Below are 25,493 nucleotides of genomic sequence, written 5' to 3'. Positions count from 1 at the left end.
CGTCCAGGGCATGAGCGACGCCCTCGACCGCCTGGACCTGCTCGACCTCGACGACGAGCTCGACAGCGACGACCGCCTGCTGCGTGACACCGTCCGCAAGTTCGCCGACGACCGGCTGCGGCCGAACATCCGTACCTGGTTCGAGGAGGGCACCCTCCCTGCCCGGGAGCTGGCGCAGGAGCTCGGTGCGCTCGGCGTCCTCGGCATGCATCTGGAGGGTTACGGCTGCGGAGGCGCGAAGGCCTCCCAGTACGGCATCGCCTGTGCCGAGGTCGAGGCTGTCGACTCCGGGTTGCGGTCGCTGGTGTCGGTGCAGGGCTCGCTGGCCATGTACTCGATCCACGCCTACGGCAGCGAGGAGCAGAAGCAGCGGTGGCTGCCCGGCATGGCCAAGGGCGAGCTCATCGGCTGCTTCGGCCTCACCGAGCCCGACGCCGGCTCCGACCCCGGCTCGATGCGCACCCGGGCCCGGCGCGACGGCGACGACTGGGTCATCAACGGCGCGAAGATGTGGATCACCAACGGCTCGCTGGCCGACGTCGCCGTCGTCTGGGCGCGGACCGAGGAGGGCGTCCGGGGCTTCCTGCTGGAGAAGGGCATGCCCGGCTTCACCGCGCAGGACGTGCACCACAAGATCTCGCTGCGCGCCTCGGTGACCAGCGAGCTCGCCTTCGACGACGTACGCGTCCCCGAGTCGAGCCGGCTGCCGAAGGCCGAGGGGTTGCGGGCCCCGCTGGGGTCGCTGAGCGAGGCGCGGTACGGCATCGTCTGGGGCGTCACCGGCGCCGCCCGCGACGCGCTCGCCGCGGCGCTGGACTACGCCGGCGAGCGCACCCAGTTCGGCAAGCCGATCTCGGGTTTCCAGCTCACCCAGAAGAAGTTCGCCGACCTCGCCGTCTCGGTGCAGCAGATGCAGCTCACCGCGCGGCGCATCGGGCAGCTGAAGGACGCCGGCCGGGTCAAGCCCCACCAGATCAGCTTCGGCAAGTTCGCGAACGTCCGCGGCGCGCTGGAGGTGTGCCGCGAGGCGCGGTCCATCCTCGGCGGCAGCGGCATCACCACCGAGTACCCGGTGCTGCGGCACGCGGTGAATCTCGAGACCGTCTACACCTACGAGGGCACCCACGAGGTGCACACGCTGGTACTCGGCTCGACGCTGACCGGGATCGACGCCTACCGCTGAGCGGCGCTCACGCCGTGACGGCGGCCGCCTGCCGCCGCAGTTCGCGCAGAACTGCGCGAACGACGCGGCGCTCGGCGCGGTCGTCCCGGGTGAGCGCCTCGATGGTGCGGGTGGCCCGGAAGCCGCGAACCGGACGTAGTGCGATCCGGGGATCCGCACTCGTGTAGCGGGGCAGCAGGGCGATGCCGTGCCCCGCGGCGACCATCGCCTGAGTCAGCCGGAAGTCGTTGATGCGGTGGGCGATCGTGAAGGTCGAGCCGGCGCGCGCCTCGAGCTCGGTGAGCACGTTCGCGACCGGGTACCCCGGTTGGACGCTGATCCACTGCTCCCGGACGAGGTCGGCCGGCGTCAGGTCGGCGACCTCGGCGAGCCGGTGGCCGGCCGGGACAGCGACGTCCAGGGGCTCGTGCAGCAGTGGCGCCGCTCCGATGCCCGGCACCCGCCACGGCGGGCTGCGTCGTGGCCGGTGGGAGATGACGATGTCGGCACGGGCCGTGACCTCGGGGAACTCGTCTTGGGCGACGTCCTCCTCGAGGCAGACCACCGAGATGTCCGCGCACTCCGGACGGGCGGCGAGCGCGGAGAGCAGTCGGGGGAAGAGCAGCTCGCCGGCGGACTGGAAGGACGCCACCCGCACGGTGCCGCCCGGCCGCCGGACGTACTCGTCGCAGGCGGCACGGGCCCGCTCGACGGCTACCGCCACCTCCACGGCCCGGGCGGCCAGCGCGTGGCCGGCCGGCGTCGGTCGCAGGCCGCGGCCGTCCTTCTCGACCAGCGCAACGCCGGTGAAGCGCTCGGCGGCGCGCAGCTGCTGCGACACCGCCGACGGCGTGCAGTGCAGCACCTGCGCGGCGGCGGTGACGCTGCCGGTCGCGACGACCTCGCGCACCACTTCCAGCTGCCGAAGGTCCATGTAGCAACGCTACAACGTTCATGAAGGACATTTCGATAGTGCTGAATCGCCGCGGCCGCGACGATGGTGGACGTGAGCACCCGTGACCGCCTGCTGGCCCTGCTCGTCGCCGTCATCTGGGGGATCAACTTCCCCGCGACGCACTACGCGCTGCAGCAGTTTCCGCCCTTCCTGCTCGTCGCAGTCCGCTTCGCCGTGATCGCAGTGCCGACCGTGCTCTTCGTCCCCCGACCGAAGGTCCAGTGGCGTTGGCTCATCGGCTACGGGGTGGGCTTCGGAATCCTCGAATTCGGCTTCCTGTACCTGGCGATGGACAGCGGGATGCCCAGTGGGCTGGCCTCGCTCGTGCTGCAGAGTTCGGCGCCGTTCACGGTGATGCTCGGTGCGTTACTGCTGCGCGAGCGTGTATCGGGCCGCCAGGCTTCGGGGATTGCGCTTGCCGTGGCCGGGTTGGCCCTCATCGCGGTGCACCGGGCGCAGGTGAGCGCGCTGCTGCCCCTGCTGCTCACGCTGGCCGGCGGGCTGGGCTGGGCCCTGGGCAACCTGGCCAGCCGGCAGGCCCGACCCGAGCGCCCCTTCCGGCTGATGCTCTGGATGACCATCGTCCCGCCCGTGCCCATGCTGGCCATGTCCCTGGCCGTCGAGGGCCCCGGGCGGGACTGGGGTGCCGTCCGCGGCGCGGTCAGTGTCCACGCGATCCCCGCCCTGCTCGGCCTCGCCTACGTGGTCCTCGTCTCGACCCTCGTCGGGACCGGGCTGTGGACCGCGCTGCTCTCCCGCAACCCCGCCGGGCAGGTGGCGCCCTTCTCCATGGCCGTCCCCGCCGTCGGGATGCTGGCCTCCTGGCTGCTGCTGGGCGAGACCGTCGACCTGGTGGAGATCCTCGGCGGTGTGGCCGTGGTGGGCGGCGTCCTGTGGGGCTCCCGAGCCGCACGCGGCTCGGCGTCGACAGCGCCGCGCGCGGCTGGCACTGTCCGTTCTCATGGACTGGAACCTGCGGACCTGCTCGCGGCGCGGCCACGTGACCTATGCGCCGACCGAGCCGGAGTTCCGTGAGCGGCTCGAGGCCGGTACCCCGCTCGGGGATGCGTGGCGCTGCCTGCGCTGCGGCAGCTACGTCCTCGGCGAGCCGCACGGCAGCGGACCGGCGGGCGACGCGCCGGTCCTGCTGCGCGGCAAGGCGCTGCGGAGCGCCTTCATCCTGCGGGCGCTGGCCATCGAGCGCTGGCTGCGCGGTGCCGTCCTGCTGCTGCTCGGTGTCGCCGTCTGGCGGCTGAAGTCGACACAGGTGAGCCTGCAGGAGCTCTTCGAGAAGGACCTCAGGGCGCTCGACCCCTTCTTCCGCCAGATCCACGTCAACGTGAAGGACTCGGCGACGATCGAGTCAATCGAGAAGGTGCTGCACGCCAAGCCGTCCACGCTGACCCTCATCGCGGTCGGCATCGTGGCCTACGGCCTGCTGCAGGTCGCCGAGGGCATCGGGCTCTGGTCGCTCAAGCGCTGGGGCGAGTACGTCGCGGTGGTGGGCACCACGCTCTTCATCCCGCTCGAGGTGTACGAGATCACCGAGAAGGCCTCCTGGCTGAAGATCGTCGTGCTGTTGATCAATATTGCGGCGGTGCTGTATCTGCTGCTCTCCAAGCGACTCTTCGGCCTCCGCGGCGGACATCGCGCCTACGCCGCGTCGTTGCACGAGGCGTCGCTGCTGGAGGTCCAGCAGGCCTCGGTCGGCTCCGGCGTCGCTGCGAAACCCGAGACGACCGGGGCGGGCCGGGGCTGAGGTCTCGGACCCGACGGTTGTCTCTGCCGGGCCCTGCCCGGACGCCGAGGCCGCGTGGGAGACTCGGAATCCCGTGCCGTGCCGACGACGTGAGGAGGGCAGCGCGTGACGCAGAACGACCTGCTGCCGCTGCTCGAGCAGCGACTGCTGGGCCTCTACCACCCGCTGCTGGCCGACACGACCGCGAGTCTGGAGTTCACCGCGGGCGGGCTCGCCACCTGGACGGTCGCCATCGACCAGGGCCGCGCCGTGGCCCATCCGGGTCGCCGCGGGCATCCGACCACCACCGTCCGAGCCTCGGTGGGCGTGCTGACCGACGTCGTCTCCGGCCGGCGCAGCGGCATCGGCGCCTTCCTCGACGGTGACCTCACCGTCCGGGGCAACCTGGCGCTGGCGCTGCAGCTGGACGGCATGTTCCCGGGCGACGCCGCCGACGACTCGCGCACCTACACGCGGTCCGTCCGCGCCGCCGGCATCGACACCTTCTACCTGGAGGCAGGTCCGGTCGACGCGCCCCCGGTCGTGCTCGTCCACGGCCTGAGCGCCACCAACGCCTCGATGCTGCCGCTCATCCCGGCGCTGTCGGCGAAGTACCACGTCCTCGCACCGGACCTCCCCGGCCACGGCGGCACCGAGGCGCGCGGGACGGCTCACGCCGCGCCCTATCTCGGCGAGTGGCTGGCCGACTTCCTGCGCCAGACCGGCAACTCCCCCGCCGTCCTCGTCGGCAACAGTCTCGGCGGCCGCACCTCGCTCGAGACCGCGATGCTGCATCCGGAGCTGGTCCGTGGCCTGGTGCTGCTCTGCCCCGCCGTGGCCTTCCGCAAGCTGCGCCAGCTGGTGCCGTTCGTGCGCATCGTCCCGGACGAGCTGGCCGCATTGCCGGTGCGCATCCCGCGCCGGGTCGCGATGCGCGGCCTGCGGCAGCTCTTCGCCGACCCGGCGCGGATCCCTGACCCCTGGCTCGACGCCGCGATGGACGAGTTCATCCGGATGATCTCGATCCGTGCGAACCGGCTCTCCACCTTCTCGGCGCTGCGCCACATCTACCTCGACGAGCCTTTCGGCGAGAAGGGGTTCTGGGAGCGCCTCCCCGGCCTGGTCCCGCCCGCGCTCTTCATCTGGGGCGATCGCGACACCCTCGTCCCCGCCGGCTTCGCGCGCTTCGTCGACGAGGCGCTGCCCTCGGCGCGGACGGTCATCTTCGACGACTGCGGGCACGTCCCCCAGTTCGAGTACCGCGAGAAGACCGCCGATCTCACCCGCGAGTTCCTCGCCTCCCTCTGATCCCGATTGTGGCGGCGAACGCTCATATCCGAGCCGCTGCCGCCAAAACCGGGCTATAGCGAGCTGACCAGGGCGTCGGCGGCGGTGTAGGGGTCGGAGTCGCCGGCGACGACGCGGGCGGCGGCATCCGCCAGGGCAGCGGAGCCACGGACGTGCTCCAGGCGCCGACGCACGGTTCCCAGGGCGATGGCCTCGATCTCCGCGGCGGCGCGGGCCCGGCGACGTCGCTCGAACTCGCCGCTGCCGCTCATCCAGGCGCGGTGGGCGTCGATCGCCGCGACGACATCGGCAACCCCCTCGCCCCTGGCGGCGACGGTCTTGACGATCGGCGGCCGCCAGTCGCGTTCCGGGTCGTTGCGGCCGGCGAGGCTCTGCATGTGCCGCAGATCGCGGGCCACCTGCGCGGCACCGTCCCGATCGGCCTTGTTGACGACGAAGACATCGGCGATCTCGAGGATGCCGGCCTTGGCCGCCTGGATACCGTCACCGTAGCCGGGCGCCAGCACGAGCAGCGTGGTGTCGGCCAGCGAGGCGATCTCGAGTTCGGCCTGCCCGACCCCCACGGTCTCGACGAGGACGACGTCGCAGCCCGCGGCGTCCAGCACCCGCAATGCCTGCGGCACCGCCGCCGACAGCCCGCCCAGCTGGCCCCGCGAGGCCATCGACCGGATGAAGACCTCGTCGTCGCCGGCATGGTCCTGCATACGGATCCGGTCGCCGAGCAGGGCCCCGCCGGAGAAGGGCGAAGAGGGGTCTACCGCGAGCACGCCCACGCGCACGTCCCGCGCCCGCAGCGCCGAGACCAGCGCGTTGGTGGAGGTGGACTTGCCCACCCCCGGTGAACCGGTGAGGCCGACGACCTGGGCACGACCGCCGTGCGGCGCCAGCGCCGCCGCGACCTCGCGCAGGGTGGGTGAGTCGTTCTCGACCAACGAGATCAAGCGGGCCACGGCCCGGGCGCTGCCGGACCGGGCCCGCTCGACGAGGTCGGCGACATCGGTGTCGCGTCGCCTTGCCACCGGGTGTTAGGCAGGGACGTGCAGGATCAGCGCGTCGCCCTGACCGCCGCCACCGCAGAGCGCCGCCGCACCCTTGCCACCGCCGCGCCGCTTGAGCTCGAGCGCCAGGTGCAGCGCGAGCCGCGCGCCGGACATGCCGATGGGGTGGCCGAGGGCGATGGCGCCACCGTTGACGTTGACGATCTCGTCGCTGATGCCGAGGTCCTTGGTGGACTGGATGCCGACGGCGGCGAAGGCCTCGTTCATCTCGAAGAGATCGATGTCGCCGACCTCCAGGCCCTCCTTGCGCAGCGCGTCCTTGATCGCGTTGGCCGGCTGGCTCTGCAGCGAGTTGTCCGGACCCGCGACATTGCCGTGGGCGCCGATCTCGGCGAGCCAGCTCAGCCCCAGCTCCTCGGCCTTGGCCTTGCTCATGACGACGACGGCCGCCGCGCCGTCGGAGATCTGCGAGGCCGAGCCGGCGGTGATGGTGCCGTCCCTGTTGAAGGCGGGACGCAGCTTGCTCAGCGACTCGACGGTGGTGTCACCGCGGATGCCCTCGTCCTCGCGGAACTCGATCGGGTCGCCCTTGCGCTGCGGGATGAAGACCGGGGTGATCTCCTCGTCGAAGAGGCCGTTCTTCTGCGCCTCGGCGGCACGCTGGTGCGAGCGGGCGCTGAAGGCGTCCTGCTCCTCGCGGGTGAGGCCGAGCTTCTTGTTGACGTTGTCGGTCGACTCACCCATGGGGACGTGATCGAAGATGTCGGTGAGGCCGTCGAAGGCCATCGCGTCCAGGACCTCCAGCGAGCCGTACTTGTAGCCGCTGCGGGACTTGGGCAGCAGGTGCGGGGCCTGGGTCATCGACTCCTGGCCGCCGGCGACGATGATGTCGAACTCGCCGGCGCGGATGAGCTGGTCGGCGAGCGCGATCGCGTCCAGGCCGGATAGACAGACCTTGTTGATGGTCAGCGCGGGGACGTTCATCGGGATGCCGGCCTTGACGGCGGCGTTGCGGGCCGGGATCTGGCCGGCGCCGGCCTGCAGCACCTGGCCCATGATCACGTACTGGACCTGGTCGGGCGAGACGCCGGAGCGCTCGAGCGCGGCCTTGATGGCGATGCCGCCGAGATCAGCGCCCGTGAAGTCCTTCAGCGAGCCGAGCAGGCGTCCCATGGGCGTGCGAGCGCCGCTGACGATGACAGATCCGGCCATGGGGAATCCTCCAGAGGTCGACCGCGAACAGTGGCTCACTGTAACCAGATCGACACACACGCTGCGCCGGTGAACACGTGTGAACCCGAGCACTGCCCGGCACATCAGGCTCGCCAGGAAACCTTTGCTGTTGCCACGATGAGGCGTGCCTGCCCCGACTGTGAACGTGGCGTTACGCGCGGCCACGGTCGAGGATGCCGGCGAGGTGCTCACCCTGCAGCTCGCCGCCTGGGTCGCCGAGGGTCGACGTCACCACACGTTCGACATCCCGCCGCTGACCCAGACCCTGGACGAGGTGCGCGAGGACCTGCGCACCGAGACCGCGCTGGTGGCCGTGCACGGCAACCGCATCGTGGGAACGGTGCGGGGACGCCTGCTCGACCCCGTCTCGGATCCGGAGTCCTGGTACATCGGCCGCCTCGGCGTCGTCCCGGATCTGCAGGGACACGGCATCGGGGGGCGGCTGCTGGACCACATCGAGTCGCTCGCCCCGGTCACCACCCGCCGCAACGTGCTCACGACCGGCCCGAAGAGCGAGGCCAACATCGCCTTCTACGAACGACACGGCTATCACCGCGTGGCACCCGACGAACGGGTCGGGCCACCACATCTCGTCCACCTCAGCAAGGAGCGCACGTGACCGACAGCCTCTTCAGCAAGATCGACCACGTGGGCATCGCCGTGCCCGATCTCGACGACGCCATCGCGTTCTACCGCGACACCTTCGGGGTGGTGAGCGTCCATGAGGAGGTCAACGAGGAGCAGGGCGTCCGGGAGGCCATGCTGGCCGTCGGCGACGGTGCGACGCGCATCCAGCTGCTGGCGCCACTGAACGAGCAGTCGACGATCGCGAAGTTCATCGGCCGCAACGGCCCCGGCGTCCAGCAGGTGGCCTACACCGTGACCGACATCGAGGCGGTGTCGGCGACCCTGCGCGAGCGCGGCATGCGCCTGCTCTACGACCAGCCCCGACGCGGCACCTCCGACAGCCGCGTGAACTTCGTCCACCCGAAGGACGCCCGCGGCGTGCTCGTCGAGCTCGTCGAGCCCGCCGCGACATCCACCCATTGAGTTAGTTACTGTCCGGTAACTTCTGCCGACCTCACCCTGGAGGCCCGTGTGACCAGCATCGACGACATCCGCTCCGCGATCTTGGCCGGCGACACGCCCGCCGCCGACTTCGCAGGCATGAGCCTGCCGGAGTCGTACACGGCCGCGACCGTTCACAAGGACGAGGTCGACATGTTCGAGGGGCTGGCCAGCCGCGACAAGGATCCGCGCAAGTCGATCCACGTCGAGGAGGTGGCGCTGCCCGAGCTCGGTCCCGGTGAGGCGCTGGTCGCCGTCATGGCCTCGGCGATCAACTACAACACCGTCTGGACCTCCATCTTCGAACCGGTCTCCACCTTCGGCTTCCTGGAGCGCTACGGCCGGCTGTCGCCGCTCACCAAGCGTCACGACCTGCCGTACCACATCGTCGGCTCCGACCTCGCCGGCGTCGTCCTCAAGACCGGCCCTGGCGTCACGAAGTGGCAGCCCGGTGCCGAGGTCGTGGCCCACTGTCTCTCCGTCGAGCTCGAGGACCCGGCCGGTCACGACGACTCGATGATGGATCCGCAGCAGCGGATCTGGGGCTTCGAGACCAACTTCGGCGGCCTGGCCCACATCGCGCTCGTCAAGTCCAACCAGCTGCTCGACAAGCCCGCCCACCTGACCTGGGAGGAGGCCGCCTCGCCCGGACTGGTGAACGCCACGGCGTACCGCCAGCTGGTGTCGCGCAACGGCGGGCAGATGAAGCAGGGCGACAACGTCCTCATCTGGGGCGCCTCCGGTGGCCTCGGTGGCTTCGCCACACAGTACGCCCTCAACGGCGGCGCCAACCCGATCTGCGTGGTCTCCAATGAGGAGAAGGCTGAGATCGTCCGGTCGATGGGCGCCACGATGATCATCAACCGCGCCGAGGAGAAGTGGCAGTTCTGGAACGAGGAGGGCACGCGGCAGAACCCCAAGGAGTGGCAGCGCCTGGGCAAGCGGATCCGTGAGCTCACCGGCGGCGAGGACATCGACATCGTCTTCGAGCACCCCGGCCGCGAGACCTTCGGCGCCTCGGTCTACGTCACCCGCAAGGGCGGCACCATCACCACCTGCGCCTCGACGACCGGCTTCCTGCACGAGTACGACAACCGCTACCTCTGGATGAACCTCAAGCGGATCGTCTCCAGCCACTTCGCCAACTACCGCGAGGCCTACGAGGCCAACCGCCTCATCGCCCAGGGCAAGATCCACCCCACCGTGTCGCGCACCTACACCCTGGACGAGGTCGGCCAGGCGTCCCTGGACGTCCATCACAACCTCCACCAAGGCAAGGTCGGCGTGCTCTGCCTCGCCCCCGAGGAGGGCCTCGGCGTCCGCGACACCGAGCTCCGCGCCCGGCACATCGACGAGATCAACCGCTTCCGCAACCGGTAGGCCACCCGCTTCCCGTCGAACTACGACGGTGCGTAGTATTACTACGTACCGTCGTAGTTCGACCCGGGAGCGCACGTGGACAAGCTCGACCTCGCGCGGTGGCAGTTCGCGATCACCACCGTCTATCACTTCCTCTTCGTCCCGATCACGATCGGGCTGTCGGCGATCGTCGCCTGGTATCACTCCCGGTGGGTACGGCGGCACGAGCCGGACGACCTCCGCCTCGCCAAGTTCTTCGGCAAGCTCTTCACCGTCAACTTCGCACTCGGCCTGGTGACGGGCATCGTGCAGGAGTTCCAGTTCGGCATGAACTGGTCGGACTACAGCCGCTTCGTCGGCGACATCTTCGGTGCCCCGCTCGCCATCGAGGCGCTGCTGGCGTTCTTCCTCGAGTCCACCTTCCTGGGCCTGTGGATCTTCGGCTGGGGACGCATCCCCGAGCGGCTGCACGCCGCCACGATGTGGATCGTCCACCTCGGCACCGTGCTCTCGGCCTACTTCATCCTCACCGCCAACTCGTTCATGCAGAACCCGGTGGGGTTCCGCTTCAACCCCGAGACGAAGCGCGCCGAGCTCACCGACTTCCTCGCGGTGCTCACCAACAAGGTCCAGCTCGTCACGTTCCCGCACGTGCTTGCGGCGTCCTACCTCGTCGGGGGCGGTGTCGTCATGGCGGTCTCGCTGTGGCACCTGCACCGCAGCCCGGACGGTGAGGACGCCGGCACCCACCGTCGCGCGACCCGGCTCGGCGCCTGGGTGACCCTGGTCTCCGGCGCCGCGCTCGCCCTCACCGGCGACATCCAGGGCAAGATCATGACCGAGGTCCAGCCCATGAAGATGGCCGCGGCCGAGGCGCTCTACCGCAGCAGCGACGGCCACGCGCCCTTCTCGCTGCTCACCATCGGGACGCTGGACGGCTCGAAGGAACGGTTCGCCATCACCGTCCCCGGTCTGCTCAGCTTCCTGGCCACCGGCAGCTTCGACGGCAAGGTCCAGGGCATCGACGAGCTCAAGACCGAGTACCTGCAGCGCTACGGCGGCGGCGGTCTCACCGGCGTCGCCGACTACGCCCCCAACATCCCGCTGGCCTACTGGTCGTTCCGCCTCATGATCGGCATCGGGATGGCGTCGGTGCTGGTCGCGCTGGCGCTGCTGTGGCTCACCCGACGCGGCGGGACGCCGCGCGGTCGCTGGTGGCCCCGCCTGGCCATCGCGCTGCCGCTGCTGCCGGTGCTGGGGAACAGCTTCGGCTGGATCTTCACCGAGACCGGTCGGCAGCCGTGGGCCGTCTTCGGGCTGATGACCACCGACAAGGCGGTCTCTCCCAGCGTCCCGGCGGTGCAGGTGCTGCTGTCGCTGGTGGTCTTCACGCTCCTCTACGGCGTCCTCGCCGTCATCGAGGTGCGGCTGTTCCTGCGCTACGCCAAGCCGGGACCGGAGCCGTTCTCACCCCCGCCCCCGGTCGACAACGACGACCACCCCGACGGCGCCGAGGACGACGACCGCGTCCTGGCCTTCGCCTACTGATCGGAGCCGACGATGGAGCTCACCACCTTCTGGTTCGTCCTCATCGGGGTCCTCTGGACGGGGTACCTCACCCTCGAGGGCTTCGACTTCGGGGTCGGCATGCTGCTGCCCGTCCTCGGCCGCGGCGGCGACGCCGAGGAGACCGAGTCCCGGCGGCGGGTCATGATCAACACCATCGGCCCGCTCTGGGACGGCAACGAGGTCTGGCTGCTCACCGCCGGCGGGGCGACCTTCGCCGCCTTCCCGCAGTGGTACGCCACCATGTTCAGCGCGATGTACCTGCCGCTGCTGCTGGTCCTCGTCGCCCTCATCGTCCGCAACCTGGGCTTCGAGTACCGGGCCAAGCGCACCGATGCCCGCTGGCGTCGCCGCTGGGACGTGGCGATCATCGGCGGCTCGATCCTGCCGGCGTTCCTCTGGGGCGTCGCGCTCACCACCCTGGTCCGCGGCCTGCCCATCGACGCCGACCACGAGTTCACCGGCACGCTGCTGTCCCTGCTGCATCCGGTGGCGCTGCTCGGCGGGCTGACCACGACGGCGATCTTCCTCACCCACGGCGCCCTCTTCACCGCCCTGAAGACGGTGGGCGCCATCCGTCTCGAGGCGCGCCGGCTGGCCCTGCGCACCGGCACCGTGACGGCGCTGCTCGCCGTGGCGCTGCTCGGCATCCTCGGAGCCGAGCGCGGGGACGCCTGGTCCTGGACGACCTCGGCCCTCGCCGCGGTGGCCCTGCTCGGTGGGCTGGCCGCAGCCGCCCGCGGCCGGGAGGGGTGGGCCTTCGCCGGCACCTTCGTGGCCATCGCCCTCACCGTCGCCACGTACTTCCTGCTGCTCTTTCCCGATGTCGTCCCCAGCACGCTGAACCCGGACTGGTCGCTGACGGTCGACGCCGCGGCCAGCACCGGGTACACGCTGCGGATCATGACGTGGGTGGCGCTGGCCTTCACGCCCATCGTGCTGATCTACCAGGGCTGGACCTACTGGATCTTCCGCCGCCGCATCGGCACCCGTCACCTGCCGCCGGTCGGTGCCTGATGCCGCCACCGCTCGACCCTGCCGCGCTGCGGCTGCTGCCCGAGCTGCGACGCACGGTCGTGGTCCTCGGTGTCGTCGGCAGCCTGCGGGGCGCCGCCACGGTGGCCGGCGTCTTCGCGCTCGCCGCTCTGGTCACCGGTGTCGCGGCCGGGCACGTCAGCGCCGGTCCCGCCGTCTGCCTGCTCGTCCTGGTCGGGCTCCGCGGCCTGCTCGGCGTCGCCGGTGAGGAGGTCGGCGCCGCCTCGGCCGCCCGTGTCAGTGCCGCCCTCCGGCGCCGGTTGCTGGCCGACCGGCTGTCGGGACCGGCGAGCGGGACCGACGATCCGGAGGTGGTCCGCACCCTCGCGGTCCAGGGCGCGGCGAGCATCGAGCCCTACGTCGTGCGCTTCCTGCCCGCGCTGGTGACGGCTGCGGTCGTCCCGGTGCTGACGCTGGGCGCGCTCGTCGTGGTCGACCCCCTGAGCGCCGTCGTGGTGGCGTGCACGCTGCCGCTGCTGCCGCTCTTCGCCGCCCTCGTCGGCGCGGGGACCAGGGACGCCACGGAGCGGCGCTGGCGCGCGCTCACCGACCTGGCCGGTCACTTCCGCGAGGCCGTCCTGGGCCTGCCCACGCTGACCGGTTATGGCCGTGCCCGCCGGCAGGCCGAGGTCGTGGACAGCGTCGGTCAGCGGCACCGCGCGGCGACGATGCGCACCCTGCGCCTGGCCTTCCTGAGCGCGGTGGCGCTGGAGCTGCTGGCCACGATCTGCGTGGCCATCGTGGCGGTCTTCGTCGGCATCCGGCTCGCCGCCGGCGGGCTGGACCTGCGCACCGGCCTGACGGCGATCCTGCTCGCTCCCGAGGCCTACTGGCCGATCCGGCGGGTGGGCGCCGAGTTCCACAACGCCGCCGACGGCGCGGCGGCACTGCGGGCCGCCGCCGGGCTCCTCTCCGCGCGCCCGGCCGCCGCGACACCGCCCGCATCGGAGCTGACCGAGGTCCGTGCCCGCGGCCTGAGCTACTGCTACCCGGGTCGGGAGCGCGACACCCTCACCGGCCTCGATCTCACCGCCGACATCGGCCTCACGGTCGTCACCGGGCCCTCCGGGGCGGGGAAGACGACGCTGCTGGAGCTGCTGGCCGGGCTGCGGAGCCCCGCGGCGGGCACGGTCCGCGCCGGCCGGGCGCACCTGGTGGCCCAGCGCCCGCTGCTCACCGCGGGCAGCGTCCGGGAGAACCTCACGCTGTCACGGTCGGCTCCGGACGACGAGCTGTGGGCGGCGCTGCGAGCCGTGGCGCTCGCCGACGTCGTGACCGCCCTGCCGGCCGGGTTGGCCACGCTGCTCGGTGAGGACGGCGGGACCCTCTCCGCCGGGCAGCGCAGCCGGCTGGCGATCGCCCGCGCGCTCGTCGACGACGCCCCGGTGGTCCTGCTCGACGAGCCGACCGCCCACCTCGACGCGGTGAGCGCCGAGGCCGTCCATGGGGCGCTGGTGCAGCTCGCTCGTAGCCGGTGCGTCGTGGTCGTGACCCATCGCGACGAGCTCACCGCGCTCGCGGACCATCGCCTCCTGATCGCGGACCCGAGGGTGGCGGAGGTGATGCCGGTATGACGACGGCACTCCCCCTCGTCCGCGGCCACACCCTCCGCGCCGGAGTGGTCGGCGGGCTCGCCCTCGGCGCCGGTGTCGCCCTCACCGCCACCTCGGCGTGGCTGGTGGTCCGGGCCGCCGAGCGACCGATCATCCTCACGCTGCTCACCGCGGTGGTCGCCGTCCGTGCCTTCGGCATGGCGCGCCCGCTGCTGCGCTACGTCGAACGGCTGCGGGCTCACGACGCCGTCCTCGACGAGCTGGCCGCGACGCGCACCCGGGTGTACCGCGAGCTGGTCGACATCGGCCAGGTCGCCTCGTCCGGCCGCAGCCAGGCCGCGACGCTGGCCGGCGTCGTCGACGACGTCACCGATCTCGTCGAGTCCGGGGTGCGGGTCACCGTGCCGCTCGTCGCCGCAACCGTCGCCGCGACCGGGGGGATCGTCGTCAGCGGGCTCGTCACGCCGTGGGCCGGACTGGTGGTCGCGGCCTACGCACTGCTCGTGGCGGCGGTCATGCTGCTCGGCACGCGTCGCGAGTCGCGGACCCTCGCCCGGCTGGTGACCCTGCGGGCTGAGGTGGCTCGGCTGGCCGACCTCGGGACGCACCGCGCGGCCGAGGTGCGGGCCGTCGGCGGTGCCGAGCGCCTGCTCGCGCTGCTGGACGAGGCCCATCGGCGGGTCGGCCGGGGCCTGCGCTCGCAGACCCGCACGGTGGCGCTGGTGGAGGCGACGGCCACCGTCGGTGCTTGGGTCGCCGCCGTCCTCTGCGCCGTCGCCGCCACCGCGTCGGGACGCAGTCCCGCCGTGGCCGCCCTCGCCGTGCTGATCCCGCTGGCCCTGGCCGAGGCTTGGGCCGGCCTGCCCGATGTGGTCCGGGCCCTCGCCGCGGGCCGCGCCGCGTCGTCCCGGCTGTCCCATGTCCTCGGCCTCCCCGCGGCGGTACGCGACACCGGGACGACGGCGCGACCGGTCACGGCGACCGTCCCGGAGCTGCTGCTCCGTGACGTCACCGCGTGCTGGCCGGGTCGCACGGACCCGGCCCTGGCCCCGGTGTCGGCCCGCGTCCCGGCCGGGAGCGTGATCGCGCTCGGCGGCCCCAGCGGCGCCGGGAAGTCGACCCTGATCGCCGTCCTGGCCCGCCGCCTCGATCCTGCCGGCGGCAGCCTCAGCGTCGACGGCGTCGATGTCCGCCGGCTCGACCCGGAGGCCGTCCGCGAGCTGATCGCGGTCGTCGACGACGACCCCCACCTCTTCGCGGCGAGCGTTCGGGACAACCTGCGCCTGGCGCGTCCCGACGCGACGGACACCGACATCGACGCCGCGCTGGTCGCGGCCGGTCTGGGGGTCTGGCGCGCTGCGCTCCCCGCCGGGCTGGCGACCCGCCTCGGCACCGGGGGCCAGGGCGTGAGCGGCGGCGAACGGGCTCGCCTGGGCTTGGCCCGGGCGCTGCTCTCCGGACGTCCGGTGCTGCTACTGGATGAGCCCACCGCGCATCTGGACCACGAGACCGCAGCCGCCGTGCTGGGCGACCTGTGGCGGGGACGGGCCAGACGCACGGTGATCGTCGCGGGCCACCACGAGCGGGCGTACCTCCCGGCGGACGGCATGATGGAGCTCGTTCCGCCGGACCGCCAGGCCGCGCCCGACCGCGAGGAAGTCCCGTGCCCTACCGCAAGGCTCTGAACAAGCTCGGAGATCTCGAACAGGCCGTCATGCAGCAGGTCTGGCAGCAGGCCGGGCCGGTGAGCGTCCGCGAGGTGCACGAGCGCCTCGCGCCCAGCCGGGACCTCGCCTACACGACGGTCATGACGGTGATGACGCGGTTGGCCGACAACGGCGTGCTGGAGCGTCACCGGCAGGGCCGCGCGTATCTCTACAGCGCCGCGGACAGCCGCGAGCAGCTGACAGCACAGACCATGCACGAGCAGCTCGAGCCACTGGGCTCGGATGACCGGCGGGCCGCGCTGCTGCATTTCGTCGACGCCGCGAGCCCCGACGACCTCGCCGACCTGCGCGCCGCCCTGGCCGAGGTGGAGCGACGCGCAGCCGACGCGGCCGACGTCACTGCTGACGGCGCGGCCGACGTCACTGCGGACGGCGCAGCGGGCGCCACGAAGGGTGCGGGCCGGCGCGGACGGCCCCGCTGATCGGCGTCACCGCGGCGCTGGGGCTCCTCGCGCTGGCCCTGCTGCTGGCCGGTCCGGGGCCTCGGCTGATGGCGCGGTTCACGGGGTTCCGGCGGGCGCCGCTGGAGGCCCTGCTGGTGTGGCAGGCGGTCTCGTTGGCCGCGGTCGTGGCCGCCCTCGTCGCCGCCCCCGCCGCCGCGGCGGCGTCACACCTGCCCGCGGCCTGGCTCGTCGTCTCGCTGCTGGTCGGGGCAGGCATGCTGACCCGGCTGCTGTGGTCCGGGCACCGGGTCGGCACGACGCTGCGCGCCGAACGTCGCCGCCACCGGCAGCTGGTGGATCTGCTCGGCACCCGCGACGCCGGCCCGGACAGCGGGGTCCGGGTGCTGGACCACCCCACCCCCACGGCGTACTGCCTGCCGGGCCTGCGACGCCGGGTGGTGCTCTCCGCCGGTGCCCTCGCGGCCCTGGAGCCGGCCGAGCTCGGCGCCGTGCTGGCTCACGAGCGCGCACACCTGCGGGCCCGCCACGATCTCATCCTGGAGTTCTTCACCGTCGTCCATTGCAGCGTGCCGGCGCCGCTGCGCTGCGCGGCCGCGCTCCGCGAGGTCGCGCTGCTGGCCGAGGTCCTCGCCGACCGGGCCGCGCGCCGCGCCGCGGGGCCGACCGCCCTGGCCCGGGCACTGGTGCGGCTGGCCCGCGGCGCGCACCCGGTGACGGGGCTCGAGGAGGGCGGCAGCACCGCGACCGAGGCCAGGATGCTGCTGCTCGTCGAGCCGCCTGCCCCGGCGGCCATGCGGGCCACGATGCTCGTCTTCGCGCTCGCGCTGCTGATCGCGCCCTGGGCTCTGCTCACCCTCGCCGTCGCCTGAGTGCCGAGGCGGTTGCGGTTGCGTGACCCGGTGTGGACCTCACAGTCGACGGTGGGAAACTGGGGCGATGGTGGAGCACAACTCTGACCTGCTGCCGCTCTACGACTCGAGCCGCGGCTTCGACACGGCGATGCGCGGTTACGACCGCGCCCAGGTCGACCGCGAAGTCAGCCGGCTGGACGACGACCTTCGGGCCACGGCCGCCGAGCGCGATGCCGCCGCGGCGCGCAGCGCGGACCTCGCCGCCCAGCTGGCGAGCGCGCAGGCCCAGATTGAGTCGCTGCGGCGGCAGGTCCGGGCAGCGTCGGAGACCATCACCTCGGCCAACGTCGACGAGAAGGTCACCCAGATCCTGCAGAGCGCCGCAGCCGACGGCGCCAAGGTGCGCGCCGACGCCCAGGCCCGTGCCGAGCAGGTCACCAACGGTGCCGCCGACGCGGCTGCTCGCACCCGCGCCGCCGCTCAGGCCGAGGCCGAGCGCATCGTCGGCGAGGCAGCTGAGCGGATGACGGAGGCGGAGGAGACCTTCCGCCGCCGCATCGCCGAGGCCGAGGCGCACAAGGCCGAGGTCGAGGCGGCACTGGCCGAGAGCGAGGCCCGGACCCGCACCGCCGAGGACCAGCTCTCCGCCGCCGCGCAGGCCGAGCGGGAACGCCTGGACGCCGAGCACGCCGCCGAACGGGAGCGCCTCGACACCGAGCACGCCGCCGAACGGGAGCGCCTCGACGCCGCCGCGGCGGCGGAACGCGCCCGCGCCGATGAGGACTTCGACATCACGCTCGGCGTCCGGCGCCGGCAGGCACACGAGCAGCAGACCGCCCAGCAGGCTCGCGCCGACGCCGAGGCCGAACGGACGGTCACCGAGGCCCGGCAGACGGCCGCGCAACTCATCGCCGACGCGACCCACGAGGTGCGACGGTTGCACGGCGTCCGGGATCAGACCCACGCGCAGCTGGAGACGCTGCAGGCCCAGCTGCGGGCCTCGCTGGACGAGTCACGCGCCGCCACGCCCGACGAGCCCTCCCTGCCGCGCTCGACTCCCCCTCCGGTCGAGACCCCGGCCCCGGACGCCGGGCCGAGCTGACCCGCCCTCAGCGGGGGCCGCGACGCTCGCGCGCGCTCCAGCAGGGTGTGTGCCAGTGCCGCCGGTCGGTGGCGTCCATGTCCTCGTAGGGCCACACCACGACGTGGGGCGTGCCCGGCACGACCAGCTGATCGCAGCCCGGACAGCGGTAGGGCTTCGCGGCGGCCTGACCGCTGACGGTCCGGACCGTGTAGTCGACGCCACGGAAGGTCGCCGTCGTCTGATGCGACGAGGAGCGCAACACCGGGGCAGGGGACGACGCCCGCCGATTACGCCGCGCCATCGCACCTCCTCTGCCGATTGTGGACCGACACGCCGAACATGTCGGCGTGTCGGTCCACGATCGGGTCAGCGGGACGCGTAGTCCCGGAAGCCCTTGCCGGTCTTGCGACCGAGCCGGCCCGCCGTGACGATCTGCTCCAGCAGCGGCGCCGGCGCGAAGCCGGGGTCGCGGAACTCGCGGAAGAGCTCCTTCTGGATGGCGAGCGAGACGTCGTTGCCCACGACGTCGAGCAGCTCGAACGGCCCCATCGGGTAACCGCAGCCGACCTTCATGGCGGCGTCGATGTCGTCGGCCGTCGCGTAGTGGCCCTCGAGCATCTTGACCGCATCGTTGAGGTACGGGAAGAGCAGCGTGTTGACGATGAAGCCGGCGCGGTCCCCACAGCGGACCGGGTGCTTCTTGATGTTGGTGGTGACGGCCAGGACCGTCGCCTCCACGTCGGGCGCGGTCGAGACGGTGGTGACGACCTCGACCAGCTTCATGATCGCGGCGGGGTTGAAGAAGTGCATCCCGATGACGTCCTGCGGCCGGGAGGTGGCGGCGGCGATGGCGATGACCGGCAGCGAGGAGGTCGTGGTCGCCAGGATCGCGCCCGGCTTGCAGATCTCGTCCAGGGCGCCGAAAGTCGCCTCCTTGACGGCGAGGTCCTCGGCGATGGCCTCGACCACGAGGTCGACATCGCCCAGCGCGTCCAGCGAACCCGCCCCGGTGATCTTGCCGAGGATGGCGTCGCGCTTGCCCTCGTCCATCTTGCCGCGGGCGATCTGCTTGTCCAGGCCCTTGGTAATGCCGGCGATGACGCCGTCGATCTTGGCCTGGCTGCGGGCGACGAAGGTGACGTCGTACCCGGCCTGGGCGAAGACCTGGATGATGCCGCTGGCCATGGTGCCCGAGCCCACCACGCCGACCTTCTCGACGGTCCGGACGTCGCTGGTGTCCAGGGTCGCCGACGGCGTCAGCGCATCGTCGACGACGACGGGCGAGCCGGGCTTCTCGTAGGTGTAGAAACCCTTGCCGGACTTCCGGCCCAGTAGCCCCGCGGTGATCATCTGCTTGAAGATCGGGCGCGGCGCGTGCAGCCGGTCGCGCGACTGCGCGTACATGGTGTCGAGGATCTCGTAGGCGGTGTCCAGGCCGATGAGATCAAGCAGCGCCAGCGGGCCCATCGGCAGGCCGCAGCCCAGCTTCATGGCGGCGTCGACGTCCTCGCGGCTGGCGTAGTTCGTCTCGTAGAGCGACACGGCGTGGTTCAGGTAGCCGAAGAGCAGCGCGTTGGCGATGAAGCCGGCGCGGTCGCCGACGGTGACGTCGACCTTCGCCAGCCGCTGCACCAGCGCCTCCACGTCGTCGATGACCTCCTGCTCGGTGACGACCGAGCGGATGACCTCCACGAGCTTCATGACCGGCGCCGGGTTGAAGAAGTGCATGCCGACGACCTTGCCGGGGCGGCCCGTGGCGACCGCGATCTCGGTGATGGACAGCGACGAGGTGTTGCTGGCGAGGATGGTCTCGGGCTTGCAGATGCCGTCCAGGGCGCTGAAGATCTGCCGCTTGAGCTCGAGCTGCTCCGGCACCGCCTCGACGACGAGGTCGGCCTCGGCCAGGGCGGCGAGGTCGGTGGTGAACTCGACCTGGCCGAGAAGCGTCTGCTGGTCGGCCTCGCTCAGCTTGCCGCGGGCGACGGCGCGGCCGGTGGAGCCCTCCAGATGACCGCGGCCGCGCTCGAGCGCGGCGTCGTCCTTCTCGACCGCGACGACGGCGAGCCCGTTGCGGGCGAAGACCTCCACGATGCCGGCACCCATCGTGCCGAGCCCGACCACACCGACCTGCTGGAACTCACGTGCCATGTAGAAATCAAGCCTCCTGCTGACGGGAGCGCGCGCACTGGCCACGCCGAACCGGAGCACCGTAACGCGCGTGGGCCCCTCGCGGCGCGGCAGGACGCGTCGTCGGGACCGATCTCACGCCGCCGCTCTCCGGCTCAGCTGAAGCGGGCGATGGCCTCGGCCAGCTGCGGGCTGTCGGTGGAGGCCGCCTGCGCCCACGCCTCGAAGTCCAGCGATGCCTCGAAGTCGCCGCGCTCGGCGATCCCGACGGCGCGCTTGATGTCGCGGGCCAGACCGGGGGCGACGGCCGCCCACGTCGCCGCCCGGTCGAGCGCGGCGGCCAGCGGATCGTCGGCCACCTCCAGGACCAGGCCGAGCTCACGGGCCTCGTCCGCGCCGAGCATCTCGGCGCCCATGACGATGGCCATGGCGCGCTGGCGGCCGAGGGTCTGCGTCAGGAACCAGGTGCAGCCGCCACCGGGGTGCAGGCCGAGCTTGGTGAAGGTGATGCCGAAGCGGGCCCGCGGACCGGCGACGCGCACGTCGCAGCACATCGCGAGATTCACGCCGGCGCCGACGGCGGCGCCGTTGACGGCGGCGATGGTCGGGATCTCCAGGCGCCGCACGCGCAGGAAGCTGTCGTAGATCGCGCGCAGCCGTTCCCGGATGGCAGCCACCGGCAGCTCGTCGGCTCCGCCGAAGACAGCGGGCAGGTCGGCCCCGGCGCTGAAGGCCGGGCCGGCGCCGGTGACGACGAGCACGCGGGCCTGCTCGTCCGCAGCGACCTGTGCGACGGCAGCGCTCAACGCCACCTGCAGCTCGGGCGACATCGCGTTGCGACGGTCCGGGTCGTTGAGGGTGAGCAGACGGATCCCGGCGGCGCCGGCGTGGTCGACGGTGTCGACGGTGACCAGGGGCATGGCGGCGATCCTCTCAGACCGCCGGTGAGCACGGCCGGGCTCAGCCGAGGATCGGCAGCTTGGTGGGCAGCAGCGTGGGCAGCTTCGTCGGCAGGAGCGTCGGCAGCTTGGTCGGCAGCTTCGTGGGGAGCTTCGTCGGCAGCAGCGTCGGCAGCTTGGTGGGCAGCGTGGTGGGCAGCAGCGTCGGCAGCCGGGTGGGGAGCTGCGTCGGCCGGCTGGTCGGCGCGGTCGTGCCGCTCGGGGACGAGCCGGACGACGGCGCGCCGGGGGCACGGCTGCCGCCGGAGGACGGGCGCGACGGCCGGCCGCCGGCCGGGGCCGCCGACCGTGAGCTGCCGCGTCCCGGCGCCGCACTCGTCCCGCCAGTGCCCACGGCACCGCTCGTCCCGCCGTCTGCTGCTCCGTTGGCGCCGCCACCGGCGGGGACCGGAGCGTCAGGATCCGGGGCAGCGACTGGCGGCAGGGCACCGTCATGACTGCGGCGGTACCGCTCGACGTAGGCGACGGCCTGCCGGGCCACCTCCAGGAAGGCGCGGTACGTGCCCCGGGTGTAGGTCGTCCAGGGCTGCCAGTCGGCGCAGCCGCTGGAGATGGCGAACATTGCGGCCGCGTTGCTGGCCGGGTTGTGGTTGGCGACCGAGTCCCGCAGCTGCCCGGTGCCCCGCTGCGACTTCAGGCCCCGGATCTGCCAGAGACCCGCCGACCAGTCCCACGTGGCGTCCATCAGCGTGGTGTCGCCCTGCGCGGCCGGGCTCCCCCCGGACTCGGCGATGGCCACGGCGGTCGCGATGACAGCCGAGGAGGCCGAACACCCCGCCTTGATCGCCAGGGTGGCGATGCCGGCCGGCGTCAGGGTCCCGGCGGCGCCACTGTAGGTCGCGATCTGGCCGGCCGTGCCCGGCGTGCTGACCGGGGTCGTGGGCCGCGGCGCGGTGCCGGCCGGGACACCCTTGTCGCTCTGGTCGCCCTGCAGCGCCGGTCGGGGCAGCGAACCGTTCTCCAGGAGCTCCCCGACCGGGATCCGATAACTGTTGTCCTGGGCGACCGACCTGGCGCTCGCCTCCGCCGGCTTATCTCCGCCCGACGCGGCCAACGCCACCGCCGCGGTGACCATGACGACGGCGACAGCCCCCGCACCGGCCACGGTCAGCGTGCGGGAACTCAAACCGAAGCGACCTACACCGGCAGGCAGCTTGATCTTGATGGGGGCATGCGCGGGCGCGCTGGGGTCACCGTCGTGGTGGGACATGACAATCACCGGCCGTTCTCGTCAGCTCTGCTGATGCCCGCGAGACGTGGGTCACTAAACCGGTGTCCGCAGAGTCGCGAAGGGCCGTTTCACCGGGCTTGTCAGCCTCCGCGCCTATCGTGACGGGAATGGAGCAGCGTCTCAGCCTCGTCACCCTCGGCGTCTCCGACCTCGCCCGCGCTGTCGCCTTTTACCGAGCCCTCGGGTGGCGCGGCCAGGAGGTCCAGGAGACGGTCTTCTTCCAGACCGGCGGTCTGGTGGTGACGCTCTGGTCGCGCGAGAAGCTCGCCGCCGATCTGGGTCTCGGCGCCGACGACGTCGCCGATGACAGGGCCGACGGGTTCGGTGGCATCTCGCTCGCCCACAACGTCCGCAGCCGGGCGGAGGTCGACGAGATCGTGGCCACCGCCCGGGACGCAGGCGCCACCGTCACGCGCTCGCCGGCTGACACCTTCTACGGCGGGTACGCCGGAGCCTTCCTGGACTCGGACGGACACCCGTGGGAGATCGCCTGGAACCCCGGCTTCGAGATCACGCCCGAGGGCAGCATCCTGCTCCCCGACTTCAGCTCGTGAGCAACGTCAGGAAGGCTCGGGCAGTCGCCGCAGCACCTCGGTGAGGGTCGTCTCCACCGCGTCGAAGCGACTGTCCATCGCGTCGAAGCGACTGTCCATCGCGTCGAAGCGACTGTCCATGGAGTCCAGACGACCGCCCATGGAATCCAGACGACCATCCATGGAATCCAGACGACCATCCATGGAATCCAGACGACCATCCATGGAATCGAGGCGACGGTCCACCGCATCGAACCGGCGGGAGTGCTCGAGCTGCGTTGCGCGGAACTCGGTGAGCATCTCGTAGATGGCGTCGACGTCGTTCTCGAGCCGGGACACCCGGAGATCGAGGTGGCGGTCGCTGGTCACGGGCCCACACTAGGTGGGCGCGGGACGACCCGCCAGCGCCTCGCCCGGGCCTGTGGACAACCGCGCCGGCGTGCCTCAGAAGAGCCTGTCCTCGCGATTGTCGATCCCTCGCAGCTCGTCGTAGTCGAGCACGAGGCACCGGATTCCCCGGTCCTCGGCGAGCGTCCGGGCCTGCGGCTTGATCTCCTGGGCAGCGAAGACGCCCTGGACCGGCGCGAGCAGCGGATCGCGGTTGAGCAGATCGAGGTAGCGCGTCAGCTGTTCCACGCCGTCGATCTCGCCGCGACGCTTGATCTCGACGGCGACCGCGACACCGGCCTCGTCGCGGGCCAGCAGGTCGACCGGACCGATCGGCGTCGGGAACTCGCGACGCACCAGCCGGTACCCCTCGCCGAGGGTGTGGATGTGTTCGGCCAGCAGCTTCTGCAGATGCGCCTCGACGCCGTCCTTCACCAGGCCGGGGTCCACGCCGAGCTCGTGGGACGAGTCGTGGAGCACCTCGGCGAGCGTGACGATCAGCTTCTCCCCCGCCTTGTTGGTCACCGTCCACGTGTCGTCGGCGACCACGAGCGAGCAGGGCGGGCTCATCCAGTTCAGCGGCTTGTAGGAGCCACCGTCGGAGTGCACCAGCACCGAACCGTCGGCCTTCACGACCAGCAGGCGGGTGGCGAGCGGGAGATGGGCGGTCAGCCGGCCGACATAGTCGACGCTGCAGCGGGCAATGACGAGACGCACGGTTGGCGAGGTTACCGCTGCGACCGTGACCGACCCGCCGAGACCGGACTGAGAAGTCCTCCCCCACCTGCCAGGTCGCGGGGCTTATCTTCTGCTCGCCGACGCCGATGTTCCGGAGCGGAGAGCGCGTCAGGACGATGGGGGGAACCGTGCCACGTCACCGCCGGCTGCTGCAGGCCGTCGTCGGTCTCGCCGCCATCGCTGCGCTGCTCCTCACCGACCAGATCGTCGTGGACCGCGGCGGACGCCCCACCGGCGCAGCCAGGGCGGCGGATGCCCCCACCGTGACAGCCACCCCGTCCGCCTCGGCGACCGCGGTGACGACGATCCCGGCGGGTGACCGGGTGGCGAGCTACGGCTACGCCGGGACCGGAGACGCCCACCAGCGGCTGATCGCGACCTGGCGGCCGGGGCCGACCGGTCGCCCCTGGATCGCCATGATCCACGGCGGGTCCTGGTACAAGGGGAGCCCGGCCGAGCTGGAGCCCGCGGTCGGGATCTTCAGCTCGCACGGCTATCCGGTCTTCAACCTCGAGTACCGGCTGGTGAGCGCGACCGCCGACAGCCGGAGCGTCACCTGGCTCGACCAGCGACACGACATCCTCACTGCCCTGCGCTGGATCCGCGCGCATGCGGCGGCCTTCGGCATCGATCCCGACCGGGGCGCCCTCCTCGGCAACAGTGCCGGGGGCAACCTGGCCCTGGCCGCCGGCTTGGCCGGCGACGGCGGCAACGGCATCCGGGCGATCGTGTCGGTCTCGGGGGTCGTGCAGCCCTCGGCCCTCTGGGACACCGCCGCGCTCCGGCTCGACCGCGCGCTGCCACTCTCGGCCCGGCGGCTCGCCGGCCACGCCCGAAACGCCGCCGGCTGCCCGTTCGGCTCCCGCTCCCTGCCCGCCTGCCGGGCGATCTGGCGGAACATGGACGTCATCAACGCCGTCTCGCCACACGACCCGGCCGTGATGATGTTCCAGGGACTGGCCGACCGCACCGTGCTGCCGCAGATGGCGCGAGCGTTCCGCAGCCAGCTCGACCGCCGGAACATCGGCGGGTCACTGACCCTCGTCCCCGGTCTCGGTCATGATCAGCGGGTCGCGCTCGACGGCGGCGCCCGGCAGGCGGCGATGCTCGCCTTCGTCCGGCAGCGGACGTCGGTGGCCAGCGCACCGGCGCTCGCCCGGCTGCGCATCACCCAGCAGGTCCGCGGCGCACGCCGGGTGACGGTGCGGGCACAGGTCCGCCCCACCGATCCGACCCGGGTCACCGGACGGGTCACCGTCGCGGTGGGCGGCCGGATCCTGCGTCGCACGCTGTCACGCGGTGTCGTCACCGTGACGGTGCCGCGCGGCTCCGGACGGCTCACCGTCCGCTACGGCGGCTCGGCCACCATCCAGCCGCGCACGGCGGTCGTCACCGTCCGCGGCTGACCAGCCCACATGCCGGAGGGGCCGTGGGCCCACGCGTCTCCGGAGATCGCGGAGGCGCCGGGGCGCTCGGC

Annotated in this window: 25 protein-coding genes; 16 read left to right on the top strand and 9 right to left on the bottom strand. The window is 72.1% G+C overall.

Translation table 11 applies throughout. From position 1 onward, the window contains the following. Positions 1 to 10 precede the first annotated feature (10 nt). On the top strand, positions 11 to 1,183 hold the full coding sequence (locus tag AC0NZQ_RS18270; RefSeq protein WP_474531507.1) for an acyl-CoA dehydrogenase family protein: 1,173 nt from the start codon (positions 11 to 13) through the stop codon (positions 1,181 to 1,183). Between the two features lie 7 nt (positions 1,184 to 1,190). Here the strand turns inward: AC0NZQ_RS18270 and AC0NZQ_RS18265 are convergent, their stop codons facing one another. Further along, a complete protein-coding gene (locus AC0NZQ_RS18265) occupies positions 1,191 to 2,096 on the bottom strand; it encodes a LysR family transcriptional regulator (RefSeq protein WP_474531506.1) in 906 nt (301 codons plus the stop codon). A gap of 72 nt (positions 2,097 to 2,168) precedes the next feature. On the opposite strand from AC0NZQ_RS18265, the gene AC0NZQ_RS18260 reads away from it, so the two are divergent. From AC0NZQ_RS18260 to AC0NZQ_RS18250, 3 genes are all read left to right on the top strand, one after another. Next, positions 2,169 to 3,152 carry an EamA family transporter gene (locus AC0NZQ_RS18260; protein ID WP_474531505.1) on the top strand — a complete coding sequence of 328 codons (984 nt, stop codon included), beginning with the start codon at positions 2,169 to 2,171 and terminating at the stop codon, positions 3,150 to 3,152. Continuing rightward, the gene (locus AC0NZQ_RS18255; protein WP_474531504.1) at positions 3,118 to 3,876 is read left to right on the top strand and encodes a DUF2127 domain-containing protein; all 759 of its coding nucleotides are present in this window, start codon (positions 3,118 to 3,120) and stop codon (positions 3,874 to 3,876) included. Before AC0NZQ_RS18260 ends, AC0NZQ_RS18255 begins: the two co-directional genes overlap by 35 nt. Before the next feature lie 105 nt (positions 3,877 to 3,981). Next, positions 3,982 to 5,163 carry an alpha/beta fold hydrolase gene (locus tag AC0NZQ_RS18250; RefSeq protein WP_474531503.1) on the top strand — a complete coding sequence of 394 codons (1,182 nt, stop codon included), beginning with the start codon at positions 3,982 to 3,984 and terminating at the stop codon, positions 5,161 to 5,163. 53 nt (positions 5,164 to 5,216) lie between these two features. Here the strand turns inward: AC0NZQ_RS18250 and meaB are convergent, their stop codons facing one another. After that, on the bottom strand, positions 5,217 to 6,182 hold the full coding sequence (meaB, locus tag AC0NZQ_RS18245; RefSeq protein WP_474531502.1) for a methylmalonyl Co-A mutase-associated GTPase MeaB: 966 nt from the start codon (positions 6,180 to 6,182) through the stop codon (positions 5,217 to 5,219). Positions 6,183 to 6,188: 6 nt separating this feature from the next. Continuing rightward, entirely contained in the window at positions 6,189 to 7,373 is a 1,185-nt protein-coding gene (locus tag AC0NZQ_RS18240; RefSeq protein WP_474531501.1) for an acetyl-CoA C-acetyltransferase, read from the bottom strand. 145 nt (positions 7,374 to 7,518) lie between these two features. Between AC0NZQ_RS18240 and AC0NZQ_RS18235 the strand changes: the two genes are divergently transcribed. From AC0NZQ_RS18235 to AC0NZQ_RS18190, 10 genes are all read left to right on the top strand, one after another. Beyond that, positions 7,519 to 8,013, top strand: coding sequence for a GNAT family N-acetyltransferase (locus AC0NZQ_RS18235; RefSeq protein ID WP_474531500.1), 495 nt, complete (start codon positions 7,519 to 7,521; stop codon positions 8,011 to 8,013). Continuing rightward, positions 8,010 to 8,444 (top strand): methylmalonyl-CoA epimerase, encoded by a 435-nt coding sequence (gene mce / locus AC0NZQ_RS18230; protein ID WP_474531499.1) that lies wholly within the window; start codon positions 8,010 to 8,012, stop codon positions 8,442 to 8,444. Before AC0NZQ_RS18235 ends, mce begins: the two co-directional genes overlap by 4 nt. A gap of 117 nt (positions 8,445 to 8,561) precedes the next feature. After that, positions 8,562 to 9,842, top strand: a complete 1,281-nt coding sequence (gene ccrA, locus AC0NZQ_RS18225; protein ID WP_474532024.1) for a crotonyl-CoA carboxylase/reductase — start codon at positions 8,562 to 8,564, stop codon at positions 9,840 to 9,842. 75 nt (positions 9,843 to 9,917) lie between these two features. Further along, complete coding sequence (locus tag AC0NZQ_RS18220; RefSeq protein WP_474531498.1) at positions 9,918 to 11,369, top strand: cytochrome ubiquinol oxidase subunit I; 1,452 nt, start codon at positions 9,918 to 9,920, stop codon at positions 11,367 to 11,369. 12 nt (positions 11,370 to 11,381) lie between these two features. Then, positions 11,382 to 12,404, top strand: a complete 1,023-nt coding sequence (gene cydB / locus AC0NZQ_RS18215; RefSeq protein WP_474531497.1) for a cytochrome d ubiquinol oxidase subunit II — start codon at positions 11,382 to 11,384, stop codon at positions 12,402 to 12,404. Beyond that, positions 12,404 to 13,996, top strand: a complete 1,593-nt coding sequence (gene cydD, locus AC0NZQ_RS18210) for a thiol reductant ABC exporter subunit CydD (protein WP_474531496.1) — start codon at positions 12,404 to 12,406, stop codon at positions 13,994 to 13,996. The genes cydB and cydD overlap by 1 nt, the downstream gene beginning before the upstream one ends. Next, the gene (gene cydC, locus AC0NZQ_RS18205) at positions 13,993 to 15,660 is read left to right on the top strand and encodes a thiol reductant ABC exporter subunit CydC (protein ID WP_474531495.1); all 1,668 of its coding nucleotides are present in this window, start codon (positions 13,993 to 13,995) and stop codon (positions 15,658 to 15,660) included. The genes cydD and cydC overlap by 4 nt, the downstream gene beginning before the upstream one ends. Beyond that, positions 15,639 to 16,124 (top strand): BlaI/MecI/CopY family transcriptional regulator, encoded by a 486-nt coding sequence (locus tag AC0NZQ_RS18200; RefSeq protein WP_474531494.1) that lies wholly within the window; start codon positions 15,639 to 15,641, stop codon positions 16,122 to 16,124. The genes cydC and AC0NZQ_RS18200 overlap by 22 nt, the downstream gene beginning before the upstream one ends. 68 nt (positions 16,125 to 16,192) lie before the next feature. Beyond that, complete coding sequence (locus AC0NZQ_RS18195) at positions 16,193 to 16,975, top strand: M56 family metallopeptidase (RefSeq protein ID WP_474531493.1); 783 nt, start codon at positions 16,193 to 16,195, stop codon at positions 16,973 to 16,975. 67 nt (positions 16,976 to 17,042) lie between these two features. Next, the gene (locus tag AC0NZQ_RS18190) at positions 17,043 to 18,059 is read left to right on the top strand and encodes a hypothetical protein (RefSeq protein ID WP_474531492.1); all 1,017 of its coding nucleotides are present in this window, start codon (positions 17,043 to 17,045) and stop codon (positions 18,057 to 18,059) included. Positions 18,060 to 18,066: 7 nt separating this feature from the next. On the opposite strand, the gene AC0NZQ_RS18185 is transcribed toward AC0NZQ_RS18190, so the two are convergent. The 4 genes from AC0NZQ_RS18185 to AC0NZQ_RS18170 all read right to left on the bottom strand — a co-directional run bounded on the left by AC0NZQ_RS18185 (position 18,067) and on the right by AC0NZQ_RS18170 (position 22,337). Further along, positions 18,067 to 18,342, bottom strand: a complete 276-nt coding sequence (locus AC0NZQ_RS18185) for a hypothetical protein (RefSeq protein WP_474531491.1) — start codon at positions 18,340 to 18,342, stop codon at positions 18,067 to 18,069. Positions 18,343 to 18,407: 65 nt separating this feature from the next. Next, positions 18,408 to 20,189 carry a 3-hydroxyacyl-CoA dehydrogenase family protein gene (locus tag AC0NZQ_RS18180; RefSeq protein WP_474531490.1) on the bottom strand — a complete coding sequence of 594 codons (1,782 nt, stop codon included), beginning with the start codon at positions 20,187 to 20,189 and terminating at the stop codon, positions 18,408 to 18,410. Between the two features lie 134 nt (positions 20,190 to 20,323). Further along, positions 20,324 to 21,088 carry an enoyl-CoA hydratase gene (locus AC0NZQ_RS18175; RefSeq protein WP_474531489.1) on the bottom strand — a complete coding sequence of 255 codons (765 nt, stop codon included), beginning with the start codon at positions 21,086 to 21,088 and terminating at the stop codon, positions 20,324 to 20,326. 40 nt (positions 21,089 to 21,128) lie between these two features. Continuing rightward, positions 21,129 to 22,337, bottom strand: coding sequence for a transglycosylase SLT domain-containing protein (locus tag AC0NZQ_RS18170; protein ID WP_474531488.1), 1,209 nt, complete (start codon positions 22,335 to 22,337; stop codon positions 21,129 to 21,131). A gap of 128 nt (positions 22,338 to 22,465) precedes the next feature. On the opposite strand from AC0NZQ_RS18170, the gene AC0NZQ_RS18165 reads away from it, so the two are divergent. Then, a complete protein-coding gene (locus tag AC0NZQ_RS18165) occupies positions 22,466 to 22,912 on the top strand; it encodes a VOC family protein (protein WP_474531487.1) in 447 nt (148 codons plus the stop codon). 6 nt (positions 22,913 to 22,918) lie between these two features. Here the strand turns inward: AC0NZQ_RS18165 and AC0NZQ_RS18160 are convergent, their stop codons facing one another. Next, on the bottom strand, positions 22,919 to 23,260 hold the full coding sequence (locus AC0NZQ_RS18160) for a hypothetical protein (protein WP_474531486.1): 342 nt from the start codon (positions 23,258 to 23,260) through the stop codon (positions 22,919 to 22,921). A 75-nt stretch (positions 23,261 to 23,335) separates the two neighbouring features. Then, positions 23,336 to 23,995, bottom strand: a complete 660-nt coding sequence (nucS, locus tag AC0NZQ_RS18155; RefSeq protein ID WP_474531485.1) for an endonuclease NucS — start codon at positions 23,993 to 23,995, stop codon at positions 23,336 to 23,338. 149 nt (positions 23,996 to 24,144) lie between these two features. Between nucS and AC0NZQ_RS18150 the strand changes: the two genes are divergently transcribed. After that, entirely contained in the window at positions 24,145 to 25,422 is a 1,278-nt protein-coding gene (locus AC0NZQ_RS18150; RefSeq protein ID WP_474531484.1) for an alpha/beta hydrolase fold domain-containing protein, read from the top strand. Positions 25,423 to 25,493 lie beyond the last annotated feature (71 nt).

It is taken from the genome of Jatrophihabitans sp. sgz311053, assembly GCF_056135305.1.
This window is presented reverse-complemented; position numbering and strand designations above follow the sequence as displayed.